General features: G+C 32.8%; 18 protein-coding genes. 13 read left to right on the top strand and 5 right to left on the bottom strand.

From position 1 onward, the window contains the following. Positions 1 to 128 precede the first annotated feature (128 nt). The 7 genes from AC9UFV_RS00380 (at position 129) to AC9UFV_RS00350 (ending at position 5,202) form a co-directional block, all read left to right on the top strand. Positions 129 to 647, top strand: a complete 519-nt coding sequence (locus AC9UFV_RS00380; protein ID WP_509571602.1) for a hypothetical protein — start codon at positions 129 to 131, stop codon at positions 645 to 647. An 80-nt stretch (positions 648 to 727) separates the two neighbouring features. Further along, positions 728 to 2,056: an alkaline phosphatase D family protein gene (locus tag AC9UFV_RS00375; RefSeq protein WP_509571599.1), complete on the top strand. Its 1,329-nt coding sequence runs from the start codon at positions 728 to 730 to the stop codon at positions 2,054 to 2,056. After that, the gene (thiL, locus tag AC9UFV_RS00370) at positions 2,057 to 3,106 is read left to right on the top strand and encodes a thiamine-phosphate kinase (RefSeq protein WP_509571596.1); all 1,050 of its coding nucleotides are present in this window, start codon (positions 2,057 to 2,059) and stop codon (positions 3,104 to 3,106) included. It abuts the gene before it with no gap. A 110-nt stretch (positions 3,107 to 3,216) separates the two neighbouring features. After that, positions 3,217 to 3,543, top strand: coding sequence for an ArsR/SmtB family transcription factor (locus tag AC9UFV_RS00365; protein ID WP_509571593.1), 327 nt, complete (start codon positions 3,217 to 3,219; stop codon positions 3,541 to 3,543). Between the two features lie 11 nt (positions 3,544 to 3,554). Continuing rightward, a complete protein-coding gene (locus AC9UFV_RS00360; RefSeq protein WP_509571591.1) occupies positions 3,555 to 4,058 on the top strand; it encodes a DUF6428 family protein in 504 nt (167 codons plus the stop codon). Between the two features lie 135 nt (positions 4,059 to 4,193). Continuing rightward, positions 4,194 to 4,613, top strand: coding sequence for an arsenate reductase ArsC (locus tag AC9UFV_RS00355; protein ID WP_509571588.1), 420 nt, complete (start codon positions 4,194 to 4,196; stop codon positions 4,611 to 4,613). Between the two features lie 52 nt (positions 4,614 to 4,665). After that, positions 4,666 to 5,202, top strand: a complete 537-nt coding sequence (locus AC9UFV_RS00350; RefSeq protein ID WP_509571586.1) for a hypothetical protein — start codon at positions 4,666 to 4,668, stop codon at positions 5,200 to 5,202. A 58-nt stretch (positions 5,203 to 5,260) separates the two neighbouring features. Here AC9UFV_RS00350 and AC9UFV_RS00345 read toward each other — a convergent pair whose 3' ends face one another. Beyond that, complete coding sequence (locus AC9UFV_RS00345; RefSeq protein WP_509571584.1) at positions 5,261 to 6,802, bottom strand: glycine--tRNA ligase; 1,542 nt, start codon at positions 6,800 to 6,802, stop codon at positions 5,261 to 5,263. Between the two features lie 97 nt (positions 6,803 to 6,899). Between AC9UFV_RS00345 and AC9UFV_RS00340 the strand changes: the two genes are divergently transcribed. The 4 genes from AC9UFV_RS00340 to AC9UFV_RS00325 all read left to right on the top strand — a co-directional run bounded on the left by AC9UFV_RS00340 (position 6,900) and on the right by AC9UFV_RS00325 (position 9,733). Further along, the gene (locus AC9UFV_RS00340; protein ID WP_509571581.1) at positions 6,900 to 7,583 is read left to right on the top strand and encodes a ComF family protein; all 684 of its coding nucleotides are present in this window, start codon (positions 6,900 to 6,902) and stop codon (positions 7,581 to 7,583) included. A 94-nt stretch (positions 7,584 to 7,677) separates the two neighbouring features. Next, a complete protein-coding gene (locus tag AC9UFV_RS00335) occupies positions 7,678 to 8,631 on the top strand; it encodes a S66 peptidase family protein (RefSeq protein ID WP_509571578.1) in 954 nt (317 codons plus the stop codon). A 17-nt stretch (positions 8,632 to 8,648) separates the two neighbouring features. After that, the gene (locus AC9UFV_RS00330; RefSeq protein ID WP_509571575.1) at positions 8,649 to 9,008 is read left to right on the top strand and encodes a YraN family protein; all 360 of its coding nucleotides are present in this window, start codon (positions 8,649 to 8,651) and stop codon (positions 9,006 to 9,008) included. A 65-nt stretch (positions 9,009 to 9,073) separates the two neighbouring features. Continuing rightward, on the top strand, positions 9,074 to 9,733 hold the full coding sequence (locus AC9UFV_RS00325) for an aspartate kinase (RefSeq protein WP_509571572.1): 660 nt from the start codon (positions 9,074 to 9,076) through the stop codon (positions 9,731 to 9,733). A gap of 2 nt (positions 9,734 to 9,735) precedes the next feature. On the opposite strand, the gene mfd is transcribed toward AC9UFV_RS00325, so the two are convergent. Both mfd and AC9UFV_RS00315 read right to left on the bottom strand, forming a co-directional pair. Next, positions 9,736 to 13,038, bottom strand: a complete 3,303-nt coding sequence (mfd, locus tag AC9UFV_RS00320) for a transcription-repair coupling factor (RefSeq protein WP_509571679.1) — start codon at positions 13,036 to 13,038, stop codon at positions 9,736 to 9,738. Positions 13,039 to 13,105: 67 nt separating this feature from the next. Continuing rightward, on the bottom strand, positions 13,106 to 13,678 hold the full coding sequence (locus tag AC9UFV_RS00315; protein ID WP_509571569.1) for a hypothetical protein: 573 nt from the start codon (positions 13,676 to 13,678) through the stop codon (positions 13,106 to 13,108). Positions 13,679 to 13,797: 119 nt separating this feature from the next. Here AC9UFV_RS00315 and AC9UFV_RS00310 point away from each other — a divergent pair, with 119 nt between their 5' ends. Then, positions 13,798 to 14,739 carry an L-threonine 3-dehydrogenase gene (locus AC9UFV_RS00310; protein WP_509571566.1) on the top strand — a complete coding sequence of 314 codons (942 nt, stop codon included), beginning with the start codon at positions 13,798 to 13,800 and terminating at the stop codon, positions 14,737 to 14,739. Between the two features lie 6 nt (positions 14,740 to 14,745). Here the strand turns inward: AC9UFV_RS00310 and AC9UFV_RS00305 are convergent, their stop codons facing one another. Both AC9UFV_RS00305 and AC9UFV_RS00300 read right to left on the bottom strand, forming a co-directional pair. After that, positions 14,746 to 14,955 carry a helix-turn-helix domain-containing protein gene (locus AC9UFV_RS00305; protein ID WP_509571563.1) on the bottom strand — a complete coding sequence of 70 codons (210 nt, stop codon included), beginning with the start codon at positions 14,953 to 14,955 and terminating at the stop codon, positions 14,746 to 14,748. Positions 14,956 to 14,957: 2 nt separating this feature from the next. After that, positions 14,958 to 15,461, bottom strand: coding sequence for a DUF2975 domain-containing protein (locus AC9UFV_RS00300; protein WP_509571560.1), 504 nt, complete (start codon positions 15,459 to 15,461; stop codon positions 14,958 to 14,960). A gap of 122 nt (positions 15,462 to 15,583) precedes the next feature. Between AC9UFV_RS00300 and AC9UFV_RS00295 the strand changes: the two genes are divergently transcribed. Further along, positions 15,584 to 16,738: an aminotransferase class I/II-fold pyridoxal phosphate-dependent enzyme gene (locus tag AC9UFV_RS00295; protein ID WP_509571557.1), complete on the top strand. Its 1,155-nt coding sequence runs from the start codon at positions 15,584 to 15,586 to the stop codon at positions 16,736 to 16,738. The last annotated feature ends 23 nt before the right edge of the window (positions 16,739 to 16,761 follow it).

Here is a 16,761-nt window from a genome sequence, read left to right as displayed (position 1 = left end):
ATTTGTAAAATAGTTACGCAAAAGTACAATAAATGAAATATAATATTAAATATTTTAGATACTTTTATGTTTTATTAATCAAATTTTTAAAATAGATGAGAAAATCTTACTTTTTCATAGTGTCGAAAATGAAATTTACTTTTTTAACTCTTATATTTTCGAGCGTGTTGTATTCACAACCTTCGGGAAATGTTGTACGCTCATCTCAAAATTTTTGGCAAAATGTTCAATTTGGAGGTGGTTTTGGTTTAAATATAAGTTCTCAATTTACAGAAGTAAATTTAGCGCCAGGAGCCATTTATCGGTTTAACCCAAAAGCAGCTGCTGGAATTGGACTTCAAGGTAGTTTTGTTTCTTCTAAAGGTGACTTTTCTTCATCAATTTATGGATTGAGTTTAATTTCGTTATTCAATCCAATAGAAGAGTTTCAAATATCTATTGAATTGGAACAATTAAGGGTAAATAGAACTTTAGTCATGATTGGTGGCCCTGATAAAACAGATAATTTTTGGAACACGGGTTTATTTTTAGGTGGTGGCTATGGATCTAACAATATGTTTGTTGGAATTCGATATAATTTGCTTTTCAAAGAAACGGATTCTGTTTATTCCAGTGCAATGATGCCTTTTATTAGGGTTTATTTTTAAAAACCTCAGTTAATTTGTTCATTTAAAATTTCCATTAATTTAATAATAAGATTGTAACTTTGTTGAAATTTAAAAATAAAATGAAAAAAATACTAAATACCCTATTTTTGTTTCTATTCACTGTTTCGTTTTCACAAAATAATTTACTTCAATCGGGTCCAATGGTAGGATATTGCGAAATGAAAGAAGCCATGATTTGGTTGCAAACCACTAAAGAAGCTTTAGTTGAAATTGAATATTTTGCAATTAATGCCCCAAATGATAAATTCTCTTCTGATACTTATAAATCTGAAATTAGTACTGGATTTACCAATCATATTGTTTTAAATAAATTACAGCCTGGTAAACAATATCACTATGATGTTTTTCTAGACGGTAAAAAAATAATACTGCCATATGAAACTACATTTTCATCAAAAAAATTATGGCTTTGGCGAGAAGATGCTCCGGATTTTACGGTAGCCTTCGGAAGTTGTAATTACATTAATGAAGAATCTGTTGATCGCCCTGGAAAAGGATACGGAAGTGGGTATCAAATTTTTGAAAGTATCCATTCTAAAAAACCAAATATCATGCTTTGGGGTGGCGATAATGTCTATTTGCGTGAGGCAGATTGGGACAGTAAAACAGGAATATACCACCGCTATACGCACTCAAGATCAATCAAAGAATTACAACCTTTATTAGCAAGTAGCCAAAATTTTGCCATTTGGGACGATCATGATTTTGGACCAAACGATGGAGATCGAAGCTTTTATTTCAAATATGAAACTCAAAATGCATTTAAAAACTTTTGGGCAAATAAAACCTATGGAACTGATGCTAATCAAAAGGAAGGAATTTATTCTACTTTCAATTGGGGGGATGCGCAATTTTTCTTGCTTGACGACCGTTTTTTTAAATCACCAAACGATCGCTTAACAGGTGAAAAAACCATCATTGGATCCACACAATTCGAATGGTTAATTGATGCATTGTCAAGTTCAAAAGCTGCTTTTAAGGTTATTGTTATAGGTGGACAAGTTATAAATCCAACCGCAAGATTCGAAAATTATGAAAACTATCCGAAAGAAAAACAAAAGTTACTCTCTGAAATTGAGGCTAATAAAATTAAAGGCGTTTTATTTCTTACCGGTGACCGTCATTTTTCTGAATTATCAAAACTAAATCGCGAAAATAATTATCCATTGTACGATTGGACGGTTTCACCATTAACTTCTGGAGTTGGAAATTCCTATAAAGATGATATGAATAAGAACAGGGTAGAAGGAAGTTTATTTGCTCAAAATAATTTTGGAATCCTTTCTTTTTCTGGGAATAAAGCGAACCGACAACTAAAATTGACTTTGTTTGATGTTCAAGGTAAGGAACTTTGGAATAAAGTAATTACTAAAAAAGAATTGGAATAAATGATCGAAGATAAAAACCCACAAAGAACTAGTATTTCGCAATTAGGTGAATTTGGACTTATTGAACATTTGACCAAAAACTTTAAAATAAATCATTCTTCTACCTTAAAAGGAATTGGTGATGATGCTGCTGTTTTAGACTTTGCTGATAAAAAAATAGTAGTTTCTACGGATTTATTAATTGAAGGCGTTCATTTTGATTTGGCTTACATGCCACTGAAACATTTGGGTTATAAAGCGGTGGTTGCCAATGTTTCCGACATTTGTGCGATGAATGCTAAAGCAACTCAAATTACTGTTTCAGTTGCTGTTTCGAATAGATTCCCACTAGAAGCATTGGAGGAATTATTTGACGGAATTACAGTTGCTTCACAAGAATACAATGTTGATGTTATTGGCGGAGATACTACTTCATCACAAAAAGGATTGATAATAAGTATCACCGCAATTGGCGAAGCTGATGCAAATGAATTGGTATATAGAAATGGTGCCAAAGAAACTAATTTATTGGTAGTTTCAGGTGATATTGGAGCTGCCTATATGGGATTACAAGTTTTAGAACGTGAAAAACAAGTGTTCCAGGTAAACCCAAATTCTCAACCAGATTTAGAAGCTTATACTTACTTAATTGAACGTCAATTGCGTCCTGAAGCTCGAAAAGACATTCGTACTTTATTGCATGCCTTGGAAATAAAACCAACAGCTATGATTGATATTTCAGATGGATTGTCATCAGAAATTATGCACATATGCAAACAATCAAAAGTGGGCTGTAATTTATATGAAGACAAATTACCGCTCGATCCTCAATTGATTAATGTGTGTGAAGAATTTAATATTGATGCAACAACGGTTGCGATAAATGGTGGTGAAGACTACGAATTGCTTTTTACCATTGCTATCGAAGATTTCGAAAAAATTAAAGGAAATCCAAATTTCACCATCATTGGTCACATGACTTCTGAAAGTGAAGGAGTTCATTTAGTTACCCGTGCGAATACTAAAATCCCATTAAAAGCTCGAGGTTGGGATGCTATTTCTGAAGAATAAATAAGATATTAATCCTGACCATAACCGGTCGGGATTTTTTTTGAAATTAAATTAATGTTAAATCTCATTTGAAGTTTTTAATATTAAAATCTATATCGTAATATTGCGATATGGGAATAACAAAAAAAGTAGGTTTCTCAGAGGAAACAATTGAAATGTCCCAAATCCTGAAAGCATTTGGGCATCCAGCACGTTTGGAAATCGTAAATTTTTTAATCAATTCACCTACATGCATTTGTGGTGACATTGTAGAATTCTTACCCTTGTCTCAGTCTACAGTTTCTAAACATTTATCGGAATTAAAAAAAGCAGGAGTAATCAAAGGCACTATTTCAGGTAACTCAATTTGTTATTGCTTGAATGAAAGTACACTTAAAATGCTTCAAAGTTTTATCACTATTTTACAAACCAACAGCAGTTCTAATGAATGTTGTTAAAATTATACGTCATGAATTGGAACGAATTTAAAACACAATTGGCTGAAAATCCCGGACTTCATTTGCAATTTGAATTTTCAAAAAATCAAAAAGTAAATCCTTCTTTTCATATAACTGAAATCAAACAAGCAAACATTACAGCCGTAGATTGTGGCGGAAAAATGAATGCTTGGACAGAAGTAATTCTCCAACTTTGGGAGCCAAATACTAATGAAATTGAACGATCTATGCAGGTTTCAAAAGCAATATCAATTATTGATTTAGTTGAAAAAACGCTTCCCTTAAATCCAAATAGTATTGTAAAAATCGAATTTGGAAACGATCTTTTTGAAACACGTCAAATGCTTCCACAAGATTTTGAAATAATAAACGACGAAATAATTGTAAAACTAATTTCCGATAAAACTCAATGTAAAGCTATAGGAAGAGGTGAATCGTGTGGAACTCCAAAACCAAAAGTAAAAATAAATAACATTCAAAACAGTTCTTGCTCACCAGAGTCGGGATGTTGTTAAAATTAAATAAAATATGAAAGATGTAATTATAAAATATAAAAAACCTATAATTATCACAATTGGTCTCACGGCGTTAAATCTGTATTTTGGGTTTGATGCCAGGTTTACAATTATTAATTTATTATGGTTATTGGTATGAAAAAAATCTTAGTTCTTTGCACTGGAAATTCTTGTAGAAGTCAGATGGCGCATGGTTATTTGAAATATTTTAGTAAAGAAAAAGTAGAAGTTTTTAGCGCTGGTGTAGAAATTCATGGCCTCAATCCGTTTGCTGTTGGCATCATGGCAGAAGATGGAATTGACATTTCAAAAAACACTTCCAACCATGTTGATGAATATTCCAATATTAATTTTGATTATGTAATTACTGTTTGTGACAATGCCAAGGAATCTTGTCCGTTTTTCCCTTCACAAACCAAGACTATTCACCATAGCTTTGAAGATCCGTCAAAAGCATCAGGAAGCGCAAAAGAATTAATTGCTGAATTCCGAAAAGTACGTAATCAAATAAAAGAATACTCAAAATCTTTTATTGAAAATTTAGAAGCAATTTAACATTCTTGTTTTATTAAAAGAATTAGATTTGTTCGAATTTAAACAATTATTTATGAAAAATATTCTAATTATTATCGTGTTATTTGTTTCAGCTTTTGGATTCGCACAAGAAAAAGACAAAGACAAAGTTTCTGTTTTTAGTAGAAAACATGAACTAAAAATTGGCGCTATTCACCTTCTTGGTGGTCCAATATTAGAAGGGACCTACGAATACATTTACTCAAAAGATTTTACTTACGGTACCTCAGTATTGATAAGTCTTGATAGTAAAAGTAGTTATGACGAAGAATTTTCTGTTACTCCATTTGCACGTTTTTATTTTCAAGAAACTAAAGAATATGGTGCGCAAGGTTTTTTTGTTGAAGGATTTGGTAAATATGTATCGGGTAAATATTCTCCCTCAATGTTAAACTCAGAATTTTCAAAATCCTACTCAGCAGGTGCTTTAGGACTTGGAATAGGTAAAAAATGGTTTAATTCTAGCGGGTTTGTATTTGAAATCCTTGCTGGAGTTGGAAGAACAATTGGAGGAAGTGATAAGCCAGACGCGATTTTTAGAGGCGATTTTCTTATAGGCTACCGATTTTAATCTTATAAAAAAGGCACTTCGATCGAAGTGCCTTTTTTATAACTTTATACTCTTATCTCTACATTTTCATCAACCAGTTTTTCATAGAAACTTCATTTTCAATTATTCCTTTTAAATCTGAAATTTTAACTCGGTCCTGTTTCATTGTATCTCTATGACGAATGGTTACCGTTTGGTCTTCTACTGTTTGGTGATCAACTGTAATGCAAAATGGAGTTCCAAGCGCATCTTGTCTTCTATAGCGTCTTCCTACAGCGTCTTTCTCATCATAAGAAACATTGAAATCCCATTTCAAATCGTCAATAATTTGATGAGCAATTTCCGGTAATCCATCTTTTTTAACCAATGGAAAAATAGCTGCTTTTGTTGGAGCTAAAACTGCTGGTAATTGTAAAACTGTTCTCACTGAACCATCTTCTAATGTTTCCTCTTTCAAAGAGTTTGAAAAAATAGCTAAAAACATTCTGTCCAATCCTACCGAGGTTTCCACCACATAAGGTGTATAATTGGCATTAGTTTCGGGATCAAAATATTGTAATTTCTTACCTGAAAATTTCTCGTGTGCTTTCAAATCGAAATCGGTACGAGAGTGAATTCCTTCTAATTCTTTGAAACCAAAAGGAAAATTAAATTCAATATCTGCGGCAGCATTGGCATAATGCGCTAATTTTTCATGATCGTGAAAACGGTAGTTTTCTTTTCCTAATCCTAATGAAAGGTGCCAACTTAATCGGGTGTTTTTCCAATGTTCGTACCATTTCATTTCATCACCAGGTTTCACAAAAAACTGCATCTCCATTTGTTCAAATTCCCGCATACGGAAAATAAATTGTCTTGCAACAATCTCATTTCTAAATGCTTTTCCAGTTTGTGCTATTCCAAAAGGAATTTTCATTCGCCCTGATTTTTGAACATTTAAGAAATTCACAAAAATTCCTTGAGCCGTTTCAGGACGTAAATATAAATCCATTGCGGTATCTGCAGAAGCGCCTAATTTTGTTCCGAACATTAAGTTAAACTGACGTACTTCGGTCCAATTTCTAGAACCTGATTCAGGGCATGCAATTTCTAATTCTTCAATTAAAGCTTTCACATCGTCAAGATCTTCATTTTCTAATGATCTTGCCATTCGAGCCAAAACTTCATTTTTCTTTGACAAATATTCTATCACTCTGGCATTTGTGGAAACAAATTCTTCACGGTTAAAAGCATCTCCAAAACGAACACTCGCTTTCTCGATTTCCTTCTCCGCTTTTTGATTAAGCTTTTCAGCATAATCTTCAATCAATACGTCGGCTCTATATCTTCTTTTCGAATCTTTATTGTCAATTAATGGGTCGTTAAAGGCGTCTACGTGGCCAGAAGCCTTCCAAGTAGTGGGGTGCATTAATATTGCAGCGTCAAGACCTACAATATTTTCATTCATTTGCACCATCGATTTCCACCAATATTCTCTGATGTTTTTCTTTAATTCAATACCGTTTTGAGCATAATCATAAACTGCACTCAAACCATCGTAAATTTCGCTTGACGGAAAAATAAATCCGTATTCTTTTGCGTGCGAAACTACATTTTTAAATAAATCTTCTTGTTTTGCCATAATGTTGCAAAAATATAAAAAGTGAAATTAATAAATGCATAATAAATGTACTTTGAGCGTTACTTTTCGTTATTTTTATAGATTAATCTCAAAATAGATGGTAAATAACCTCATTAATTTATTTTTTCCGAAAGTTTGTCTTGGTTGTAAAGGGTTTTTATTGTCTGAAGAAAACATAATTTGTTCCTCTTGCCGTCATGAAATCCCATTGACACAACATTTTTTAAATGAAGAAAATGAAGCGTTTATGAAATTTTACGGAAAAATCCCTGTGGAACATGTTTCGGCGTTATTTTATTTTCATAAAAAAGGAATTGTCCAAGAAATTATCCACGGATTAAAATACCACGGGCATCAAGAAGTAGGAACCGTTATTGGAGATTGGATTTCGGAGGAGCTGATTTTATTGCCAATTTCAACACATTTTGACGCAGTTATTCCAGTTCCGCTTCATAAAAAACGACTTCGTGAAAGAGGTTACAACCAAGTTTCCAATTTTGGAATTGCTATAGCAAATAAGTTAGAAATCAACTATATTGATTCGTTATTACAAAGAAATGTATATTCAAAAACACAGGTGAAAAAGGATTTATTGGGAAGGACATCGGTTATTGATTCTCTCTTTGATGTTACTTTTACTGAAAATGACCATAACAAACACTTCCTATTAATTGATGATGTGTTAACAACGGGCGCGACATTAGAAGCATGTGGAAGAGCCTTATTAAAAATCCCGGGAGCCAAAATTAGCATCGTTTGTATGGCAATGTCCCATTCATAACTTTTATTATAATTATGCATTTGAAAACTTTGCAGTTGTTATTGTTTATTTGTTAATTTGTTTTGAATTTGAAACTATATAAAAACACCAAAAAATGCTTAGAATTTATTTATTGCTATTCTTTTTGGTTTCCCAACTTCAAGCGCAAACAACTATGATCATACCACCAAATTTACAAAAAGGAGATACTATTGCAATTGTGGCAACCGCCCGAAAAAATATTGTTGACAACTTAAAACCGGCAATTAATTTGGCTAAAAGCTGGGGATTGAATGTGGTGATTGGTAAAACAATTGGTCTGGATAATCACCAATTGGCAGGAACCGACGAACAAAGAGCAGCCGATTTTCAAGAAATGATTGATAATCCAAATATAAAGGCAGTTTGGTGCGTTCGTGGTGGTTATGGAACAGCAAGAATGGTTGAATTAGTTGATTTTTCAAAATTTAAAGCAAACCCAAAATGGATTATTGGATTTAGTGATGTAACCGTTATTCACAGTCATTTGAACACGCTGGGAGTAGCGACAATTCATGGGATTATGCCTGTAAATGTGGAGAAAGCATCGGCTAAAGTTGAGGAAACTTTGCGAAAAGCACTCTTTGGCGAAAACTTAAAATATTCAGTTCCTTGTCAAAATAAGAACAGATTAGGAGTTGCTGAAGGCGAATTAGTGGGCGGAAATTTATCTATTTTATACAGTATGATGGGATCTGAATCGCAAGTTGATTGCAAAGGAAAAATCCTATTTATTGAAGATTTAGATGAATATTTATACCATATCGATCGAATGATGCTGAGCTTAAAACGGTGCGGCTGCTTTGATGGTTTACAAGGATTAGTTGTGGGAAGTTTTATAAAAATGCACGATAATGAAATTCCATGGGGGAAAAATGCCCATGAAATTATTTTGGATATTACCAAAAAATATAATTTTCCAATAGTTTTTGATTTTCCGGCAGGACATATACATGATAATAATACTCTTATTTTTGGTAGAAAAGTGAGTTTAGAAATTAACGATAAAGAAACAATCTTGAAGTATTAAAACTTAACCACAATTTAATGGCCGATCATAACGATTTAGGAAAATTAGGTGAAGAATTGGCCGTTGAATTTTTAGAAAAAAATGGCTATTCAATTATTGAAACCAATTGGACTTTTCAAAAAGCAGAAATAGATATTATCGCCAAAAAAGAAAATATCTTGGCCGTTGTAGAAGTAAAAACCCGCTCCAGCATCGATTTTGGTTTGCCTCAGGATTTTGTTAAACCCAAAAAAATCCAACTCTTAGTTAAAGCCATCAACGAATATGTAATTTCAAATGATCTTGAAGTGGAAGTTCGCTTTGATATTATTGCACTTCACAGAGAAGGTAAAGGATTTAAAATAGAACATTTAAAAGACGCATTTTATTTTTTTTAATGTTATATTTATAACAATTTGTTTTTTATTGATACATTTGCGTCGCATTTAAACATCATTAAAAAATGAAAACCGTATCTTCAATTGTAGAAAATTACATCAAAACAAAGCCTTTTTTATTAAGTGCTTTATCCCAAAATATTATAAATTTAACTTCATTATCGAGAAATATGATGATTGAATTAGAATCGGAATTTGGGAAAGATGTCAAACAAGGTGCGATAGTAATGGCGCTAAAACGACTTTCAGTAGATTTGGATTTTAGATTGAATCACAAGATTTCAAAAGTGATGAAAAACTTGGGTGAAATCACCGTTCGGTCTTCTTTAATTGATTATACGTTTGCCGTTTCAAGCACCATTTTGACCAAGCAAGCCGATTTAATTTCGGAAATCAACAGCAATCCCGATATATTTTATACCTCATCAAAAGGGGTTAGCGAAACCAATATCATTGTGAGTCAAAGTGTCGAACATTTAGTAGAAAAACATTTTGCAACTGAAAAGCAAATCCAAAAACTAGAAAATCTAGCTTCCATAACGATAAAATTACCTAAAGAAAATACAGTAATTCCAGGGATTTATTACTTTATTTTTCAGCGTTTGGCTTGGGAAGGAATTATAATAAATGAAGTGATTTCAACCTCGAATGAATTCACTATTTTAGTTAGCGATGACGAAGTAGATATTGCTTTTAGAGTGATTAAGGATTTGAAAATGTTATAAAATTATATCATCTGAATCAATTCCAAGGCCTTATTTATTGATTTTACGTTTTCAAAAGTTAGTAATAATCGTAATCCATTTGGAGTTTGTTTTTCCTTCATGGTACACAATTTTGACTGAGTTTGCACAAATTGCAATACTTGGCTGAATCGCCCAGATTGGTAATAACTCGATTGTTGGTCGGAAACAAAATAGCAAATCATTTTACCTTGTTTCATTACCAATTTTTCAATTCCTAATTGCGTTGCAACCCATTTTATTTTGATGCTATTCAACAGTGAAATGGCTTGTTTTGGTAATGGACCGAAGCGATCAATAAGTTTGTTTTCAAATTCTAATAATCCGTTTTCGTCTTTAATTACGCTCAATTCATTGTACAATTTAAGGCGCTCGGTAATATTATTGATGTATTCATCTGGGAACAACAATTCGAAATCGGTATCGAGTTGGAGGTCTTTCACATAGGTTTTTTCAACATCTTTATTTTCTTCAGAATACAACTCTTTGAATTCGTTTTCCTTCAATTCGTCAATGGCTTCATTCATAATTTTTTGATAGGTTTCAAAACCAATTTCGTTAATGAAACCGCTTTGTTCGCCTCCCAATAAATCTCCTGCACCACGAATTTCAAGGTCTTTCATGGCAATATTTAATCCACCTCCCAATTCGCTATACTGCTCTAACGCTTGGATTCGTTTTCTGGCATCGTCGGTCATTGCGGAATACGGTGGACAGATGAAATAACAAAACGCTTTTTTGTTGCTACGCCCTACTCGACCTCTCATTTGATGTAAATCGGAAACTCCAAAATTATTGGCGTTATTAATAAAAATCGTATTGGCATTTGGAACATCCAAACCACTTTCGATGATGGTCGTAGCGACTAAAACATCGAATTCGCCGTTCATAAAAGCCAACATTAATTCTTCTAATTTCTTGCCATCCATTTGGCCATGACCAATTCCAACTCTTGCGTTTGGTACCAATCTCTGGATCATTCCGGCAACTTCTTTAATGTTTTCTATTCTATTATTGACAAAGAAAACTTGTCCGTTTCTTTGAATTTCATAGGATATCGCGTCACGAATTAATTCTTCGCTAAACCCAATCACGTTAGTTTCAATAGGATAACGATTGGGCGGAGGTGTAGTAATTACTGATAAATCTCGTGCAGCCATTAATGAAAACTGTAACGTTCTCGGGATTGGGGTTGCGGTTAAGGTGAGCGTATCAATATTGGCAGCAATGGTTTTTAGCTTGTCTTTTACATTTACTCCAAATTTTTGTTCCTCATCAACAATCAGTAATCCTAAATCTTTAAAAACTACATTTTTGTTTACCAATTGATGGGTTCCAATTAAAATATCTAGTTTTCCGTCTTCCAAATCTTTCAGCGTTTCTGCTTTTTGTTTCGCTGTTCTAAATCGGTTTAAATAGCCAACAGAAACCGGCATGTCTTTTAACCTTTCGGAAAATGTTCGGAAATGTTGGTACGCCAAAATGGTTGTTGGCACCAAAACAGCCACTTGTTTTCCATTATCTACAGCTTTAAATGCAGCTCGAATAGCCACTTCTGTTTTCCCAAAACCTACGTCACCGCATACTAATCGATCCATAGGACGGTCGCTTTCCATATCGGCTTTTACCTCTTGAGTGGCTTTATTTTGGTCGGGTGTGTCTTCATAAATAAATGAACTTTCAAGCTCTAATTGCAAATAACTATCAGGTTTAAATTGAAATCCTTTTTCCAATCTTCGCTTAGCATACAATTGAATTAAATTGAACGCAATGTGCTTAACTCGGGCTTTCGTTTTTTGTTTTAATACCTTCCAAGCATTCGATCCTAATTTGTAAATTTTAGGAGGAGTGCCGTCTTTTCCGTTGAATTTTGAAATTTTATAAAGTGAGTGTATACTCACATAAACAATATCATTATCGGCATAAACCAGCTTAATTGCTTCTTGGGTTTTGCCTTCCACTTGGATTTTTTGCAAGCCACCAAACTTCCCAATTCCGTGATCAATATGAGTAACATAATCTCCAACCGATAAATTGGTCAATTCTTGAAGAGTAATTGTTTGCTTTTTAGCATAACCATTTTTGATGCTGAATTTATGATATCGCTCAAAAATTTGATGATCGGTATAACACGCAATTTGAAGTTCCTCGTCAATAAATCCTTGAAATAATGGCAATTTTATGGTGTCATATTGTTTTCTAATACTTTCGTGATTGGCTTCATCCAAGGTTTGAAAAATATCGTGAAAGCGTTTTGCCTGAGCATCATTGGAACAAAATAAATAATTTTTTATTCCATTAAAATGATTTTCATTTAGGTTATTTAGCAATAAATCAAACTGCTTATTAAAAGACGGCTGAGGAAGAATATGAAATTCAAAAGTTTTGTTGGAATTAAAAATAGCTTTGGAACCCAATTCAACTACATTAAAATCGAGTGCTTTTTTTAGAAATGCTTTTTGGTTTAAAAATAGTTGCTCGGGCGCTAGGTGTTTTACCGTTCCTGATAATTTACTGTAGGCTTCTTCTGCTTTAGCAAATAAGGAGTCCAATTTTGAAATTAGCGCATCCGTATTTTGAATAAAAAGAGTCGTATTCGAGGAAATATAATCCAAAAAACTCTCGCGGTCTTCTTGAAAAAACTTATTTTCTACATTTGGAATGATCGTGATTTTATTCTTTTTTTCAATTGATAGTTGCGTTTCCACATCAAAACTTCGAATAGAATCCACCTCATTTCCAAAAAATTCTATTCGGTACGGGTTGTCATTTGAAAAAGAAAAAACATCAATTATTCCACCTCGAACAGAAAATTCGCCAGGTTCTGTGATAAAATCGACCCTTTTAAATTCATATTCAAAAAGGACTTCGTTTATAAAATCAATTGAAATTTTATCTCCCACGGCCACTTTCAAAGTGTTCTTTTCCAACTCTTTTTTTGTCACTACTTTTTCAAATAACGATTCGGGATAAGTAACAATTATAGCAGGTTTTTTTCGAGAATTGATGCGGTTCAAAACCTCAGCGCGAAGCAAAACATTAGCATTATCAACCTCTTCTACTTGGTATGGATTTCTAAAAGAACCCGGATAAAATAACACCTCTTTATCGCCAATTAATTGTTCAAGGTCGTTTAAATAATAAGCGGCGGCTTCTTTATCCTCAAAAATTAACAAAAATGGAAGTTCGGTTTTATAAAAAAGAGAGTTTACAACAAACGATAACGAAGACCCAATTAACCCCTTAAGGTGAATTTTATTTTCTGATTGTTGTAAAACTTCTGCAATTTGACTGACCTTGGTGGCTTTGTCAAATTTCCCTACTACTACTGATTTGCTCAACTAAAATATAATTTTATCGGGTTGGAATGGCTCTTGAAGTATCTAACATTTGAATCAAATCAGATTCTCCTTCTTCTCTAGGAATGGTGCTTTTTCTCACAATTTCATCTAATTGTTTTTGAAGTGATATCAATTCGATGTTAATTTCAATTACCAACGCAACCACTTTATCGTCAGGAATTTCATCTAAATTGATGTAAAGATTAAGTGAATTTATTTTACAAATCAATACAGCAATACGGCTTTTTACTTCCGGTTTACTGTACGCCATAGGAATATTATTATTCAACTCAAGTACTTTTTTTGAAAGTTCTTTGGCTTTTTTCTGGAATGCTCCAATGGTACTTTTTGGTTTGCTATTTAATTCCAATAAAAAACCACGCCATTCCGGCCACATAGAGACCAATCCTTGAGCGGCAGGATTTATTGGATTGGCATTAAAATTCCATCCTTTATTAATATTATTAAAGATCGTTTCTTTCTTTTTAGCATCTTTAGCGTTTTCAATTAGTCGTTGCTCCTTATTGTTATGACAAGAAAAAAGTACTAAAAGCGCTATTAAAAGAACCGTATTTTGCAGTTTCATCTATATAATTATTTGATACAAAGTTACAAAGGTAATTCAAGAAATACGAATTTTGAATAATTCTCATAAAAATGATTTTAAAATCCGAAATTGCTATATTTGTAGTCTAAATTTATCAAATGGCTACAAAAATTCTAATTATCGGTGCTTGCGGACAAATCGGAACTGAGTTAACACAGAAATTACGTGGAATTTATGGTGTAGAAAACGTAATTGCTTCCGATATTAGAAAATTAAATATCGATGTGGTAAATTCTGGGCCATTTGAAGTCATCAACGCATTGGATTTTAATCAAATTCAACATCTTGTAGAAGTGCACCAAATTGATGAAGTTTATTTAATGGCCGCCTTATTATCGGCAACAGCGGAAAAAAACCCAGCATTTGCTTGGGATTTAAATATGAATTCTCTTTTTCACGTGTTGAATTTGGCAAAAGCTGGAAAAATTAAAAAAATTTTTTGGCCTTCTAGTATTGCCGTTTTTGGACCTACCACTCCAAGAGAAAATACCCCTCAATATACTATTATGGAACCGAGTACGGTTTACGGAATTAGTAAACAAGCGGGAGAAAGATGGTGCGAATATTATCACAATATCTATGGCGTAGATGTGAGAAGTATTCGATATCCTGGTTTAATTAGCTGGTCTTCGCCTCCTGGTGGCGGAACTACAGATTATGCAGTTGATATATTTCACAAAGCTATTGCTAAGAAAAAATACGATTGCTTTTTATCTTCGGAAACCAAAATGCCTATGATGTATATGGACGATGCGATTGCTGCAACTATCCAAATTATGCAAAGTCCAAAAGAGCAAATTAAAATTCGCTCTTCCTACAATTTAGCCGCAATGAGTTTTACTCCAACAGAAATTGCTGAAGAAATTAAGAAACACATCCCAGAATTTACCATTACTTATCACCCTGACTTCCGTCAAAAAATTGCAGATAGTTGGCCAGCAAGCATTGACGATAGTGCAGCAAGAGAAGATTGGAATTGGAATCATAAATTCGACATTTCAAGCATGACAAAAGACATGTTGGACCATTTGAAAAAATAAATAAACTTATTTATCACTCACATATTCCATAATATCTCCAGGCTGACAGTCCAATACTTTACAGATCATTTCTAAGGTTGAAAAACGAATTGCTCTAGCTTTACCTGTTTTTAATATTGACAAATTTGCCGTCGTTATCCCAATTGAATCTGCCAATTCATTAGAACGCATTTTCCGTTTGGCGAGCATTACATCTACATTTATAATAATTGCCATAGTTATATAGTTAGTTCGCTATCTTCTTTAATTCGTTTTCCAATAATAAAAACTTCGGATAACACTTTGAAAAATAGCCCAAGCGCCATCAAATATAAAAAGGGTCCAAAACCTAAATTTATTGAAATAGTACTATTTGAAAAAGCACCTAATAAGTCTGAAATTAAATACAAACTTGCCGAAAGAATAACCAAATTTCCTATTTTATCTAATAATAGGAATGATTCAGACTCAAAAATTATTTTTTTTCTGAAATTATCTAAAAGCGATTTGAAATTATAAATTGCAAAAAGTATAATTACAAAATTTACCATACTAAATACCAATCCTATTTTGCCAAATGAAGTTGTTGCATTTATATTAATTCCAGAAATATTTATTGGAATATCAATTGGTTCATTTGAAAATAAAGCAAAACCAATAAACAAAATTAATAATGGTAAAGCGATAATTGACATTATCCAAACATAATCCACTATGGTTTTTAAAAAAATTAATTTTCTCATCTTTTTTTATTTTAAAGTTGCTACAAATATAATTAAATTATTGATAAACAATAATTAAATACTAAAAAACAATATTTATTTAGAAATAACAACAAAATAAAGTTGCTTACTTTTGTATCCTTATGAAAAGAATTCCAAAATCAGTAGCATTAAAATTAGAGCATCGTGAGCAAAATAATTCTTTGCGGAAATTGGCATTGCCTAATAATTTAATCGATTTTGCTTCCAATGATTACTTGGGATTTTCTAAATCTGAAGCTATTTTTACTGGAACGCATTCCTTTTTAATTGAAAATAATATTTTACAAAACGGAGCAACAGGATCCAGGTTATTATCTGGAAATCATATCGTTTATCAAGTAGCAGAAAACTATATTGCAAAATTTCACCAATCGGAAAGTGCTTTACTATTTAATTCTGGTTACGATGCCAATGTGGGATTTTTTAGTTCCGTTCCGCAACGCAATGATTTAATTCTATTCGACGAATTAGCACACGCGTCCATTCGAGACGGAATCCAATTATCTAATGCCAAATCATACAAATTTCAACATAACGATTTCGAAGATTTAGAACGAATAATTCTTAAACTAACTCCCGAAAACCAACAACCTTCAACCATTTTTGTGGTTACAGAAAGTGTTTTTTCAATGGATGGCGATACTCCTAACTTGGAAGAACTTGTTCAAATTTGTGAAAAATACAACTGCTATTTGGTTGTTGACGAAGCACATGCCTTGGGTGTTTTTGGCGATAATGGCGAAGGATTAGTTCAAATGGTCGGGTTGCAAGATTCGGTTTTTGCAAGAATTATGACTTTTGGAAAAGGATTGGGTTGTCATGGAGCAGCCATTTTAGGAAGTCAAAAACTAATTGATTACTTAGTCAATTTTGCTAGGAGTTTTATTTACACAACAGGCCTTTCGCCTCATTCGGTAGCAACCATTTTAATTGCTTATCAGTATTTGCAAACCGAAAAAGAAGCGCTTCAAAAACTTAGAAAAAACGTAATTCATTTCAATCAAGAAAAAAAACAATTGGGTTTAAATCCTCTTTTTGTGAGAAGTAAATCGGCGATTCAAAGTGCGATTATTCCGGGTAATCAAAAAGTAAAAAACATTGCAAACCAGCTCCAAGGAAAAGGATTTGATGTAAAAGCTATTTTATCGCCAACAGTTCCTGAAGGACAAGAAAGGCTTCGTTTTTGTTTGCACAGTTACAATTCAAAAGAAGAAATCTCAGAAGTGTTGCAAATACTTGCTACAATATTATTTTAATCAATATTAACACCAATTACCTT

Origin of the sequence: Flavobacterium sp., assembly GCF_044349645.1 — a bacterium.
GTDB lineage: Bacteria > Bacteroidota > Bacteroidia > Flavobacteriales > Flavobacteriaceae > Flavobacterium.
The sequence above is the reverse complement of the archived record's forward strand: the minus strand, read 5'-3'. Positions and strand labels throughout refer to the sequence as shown.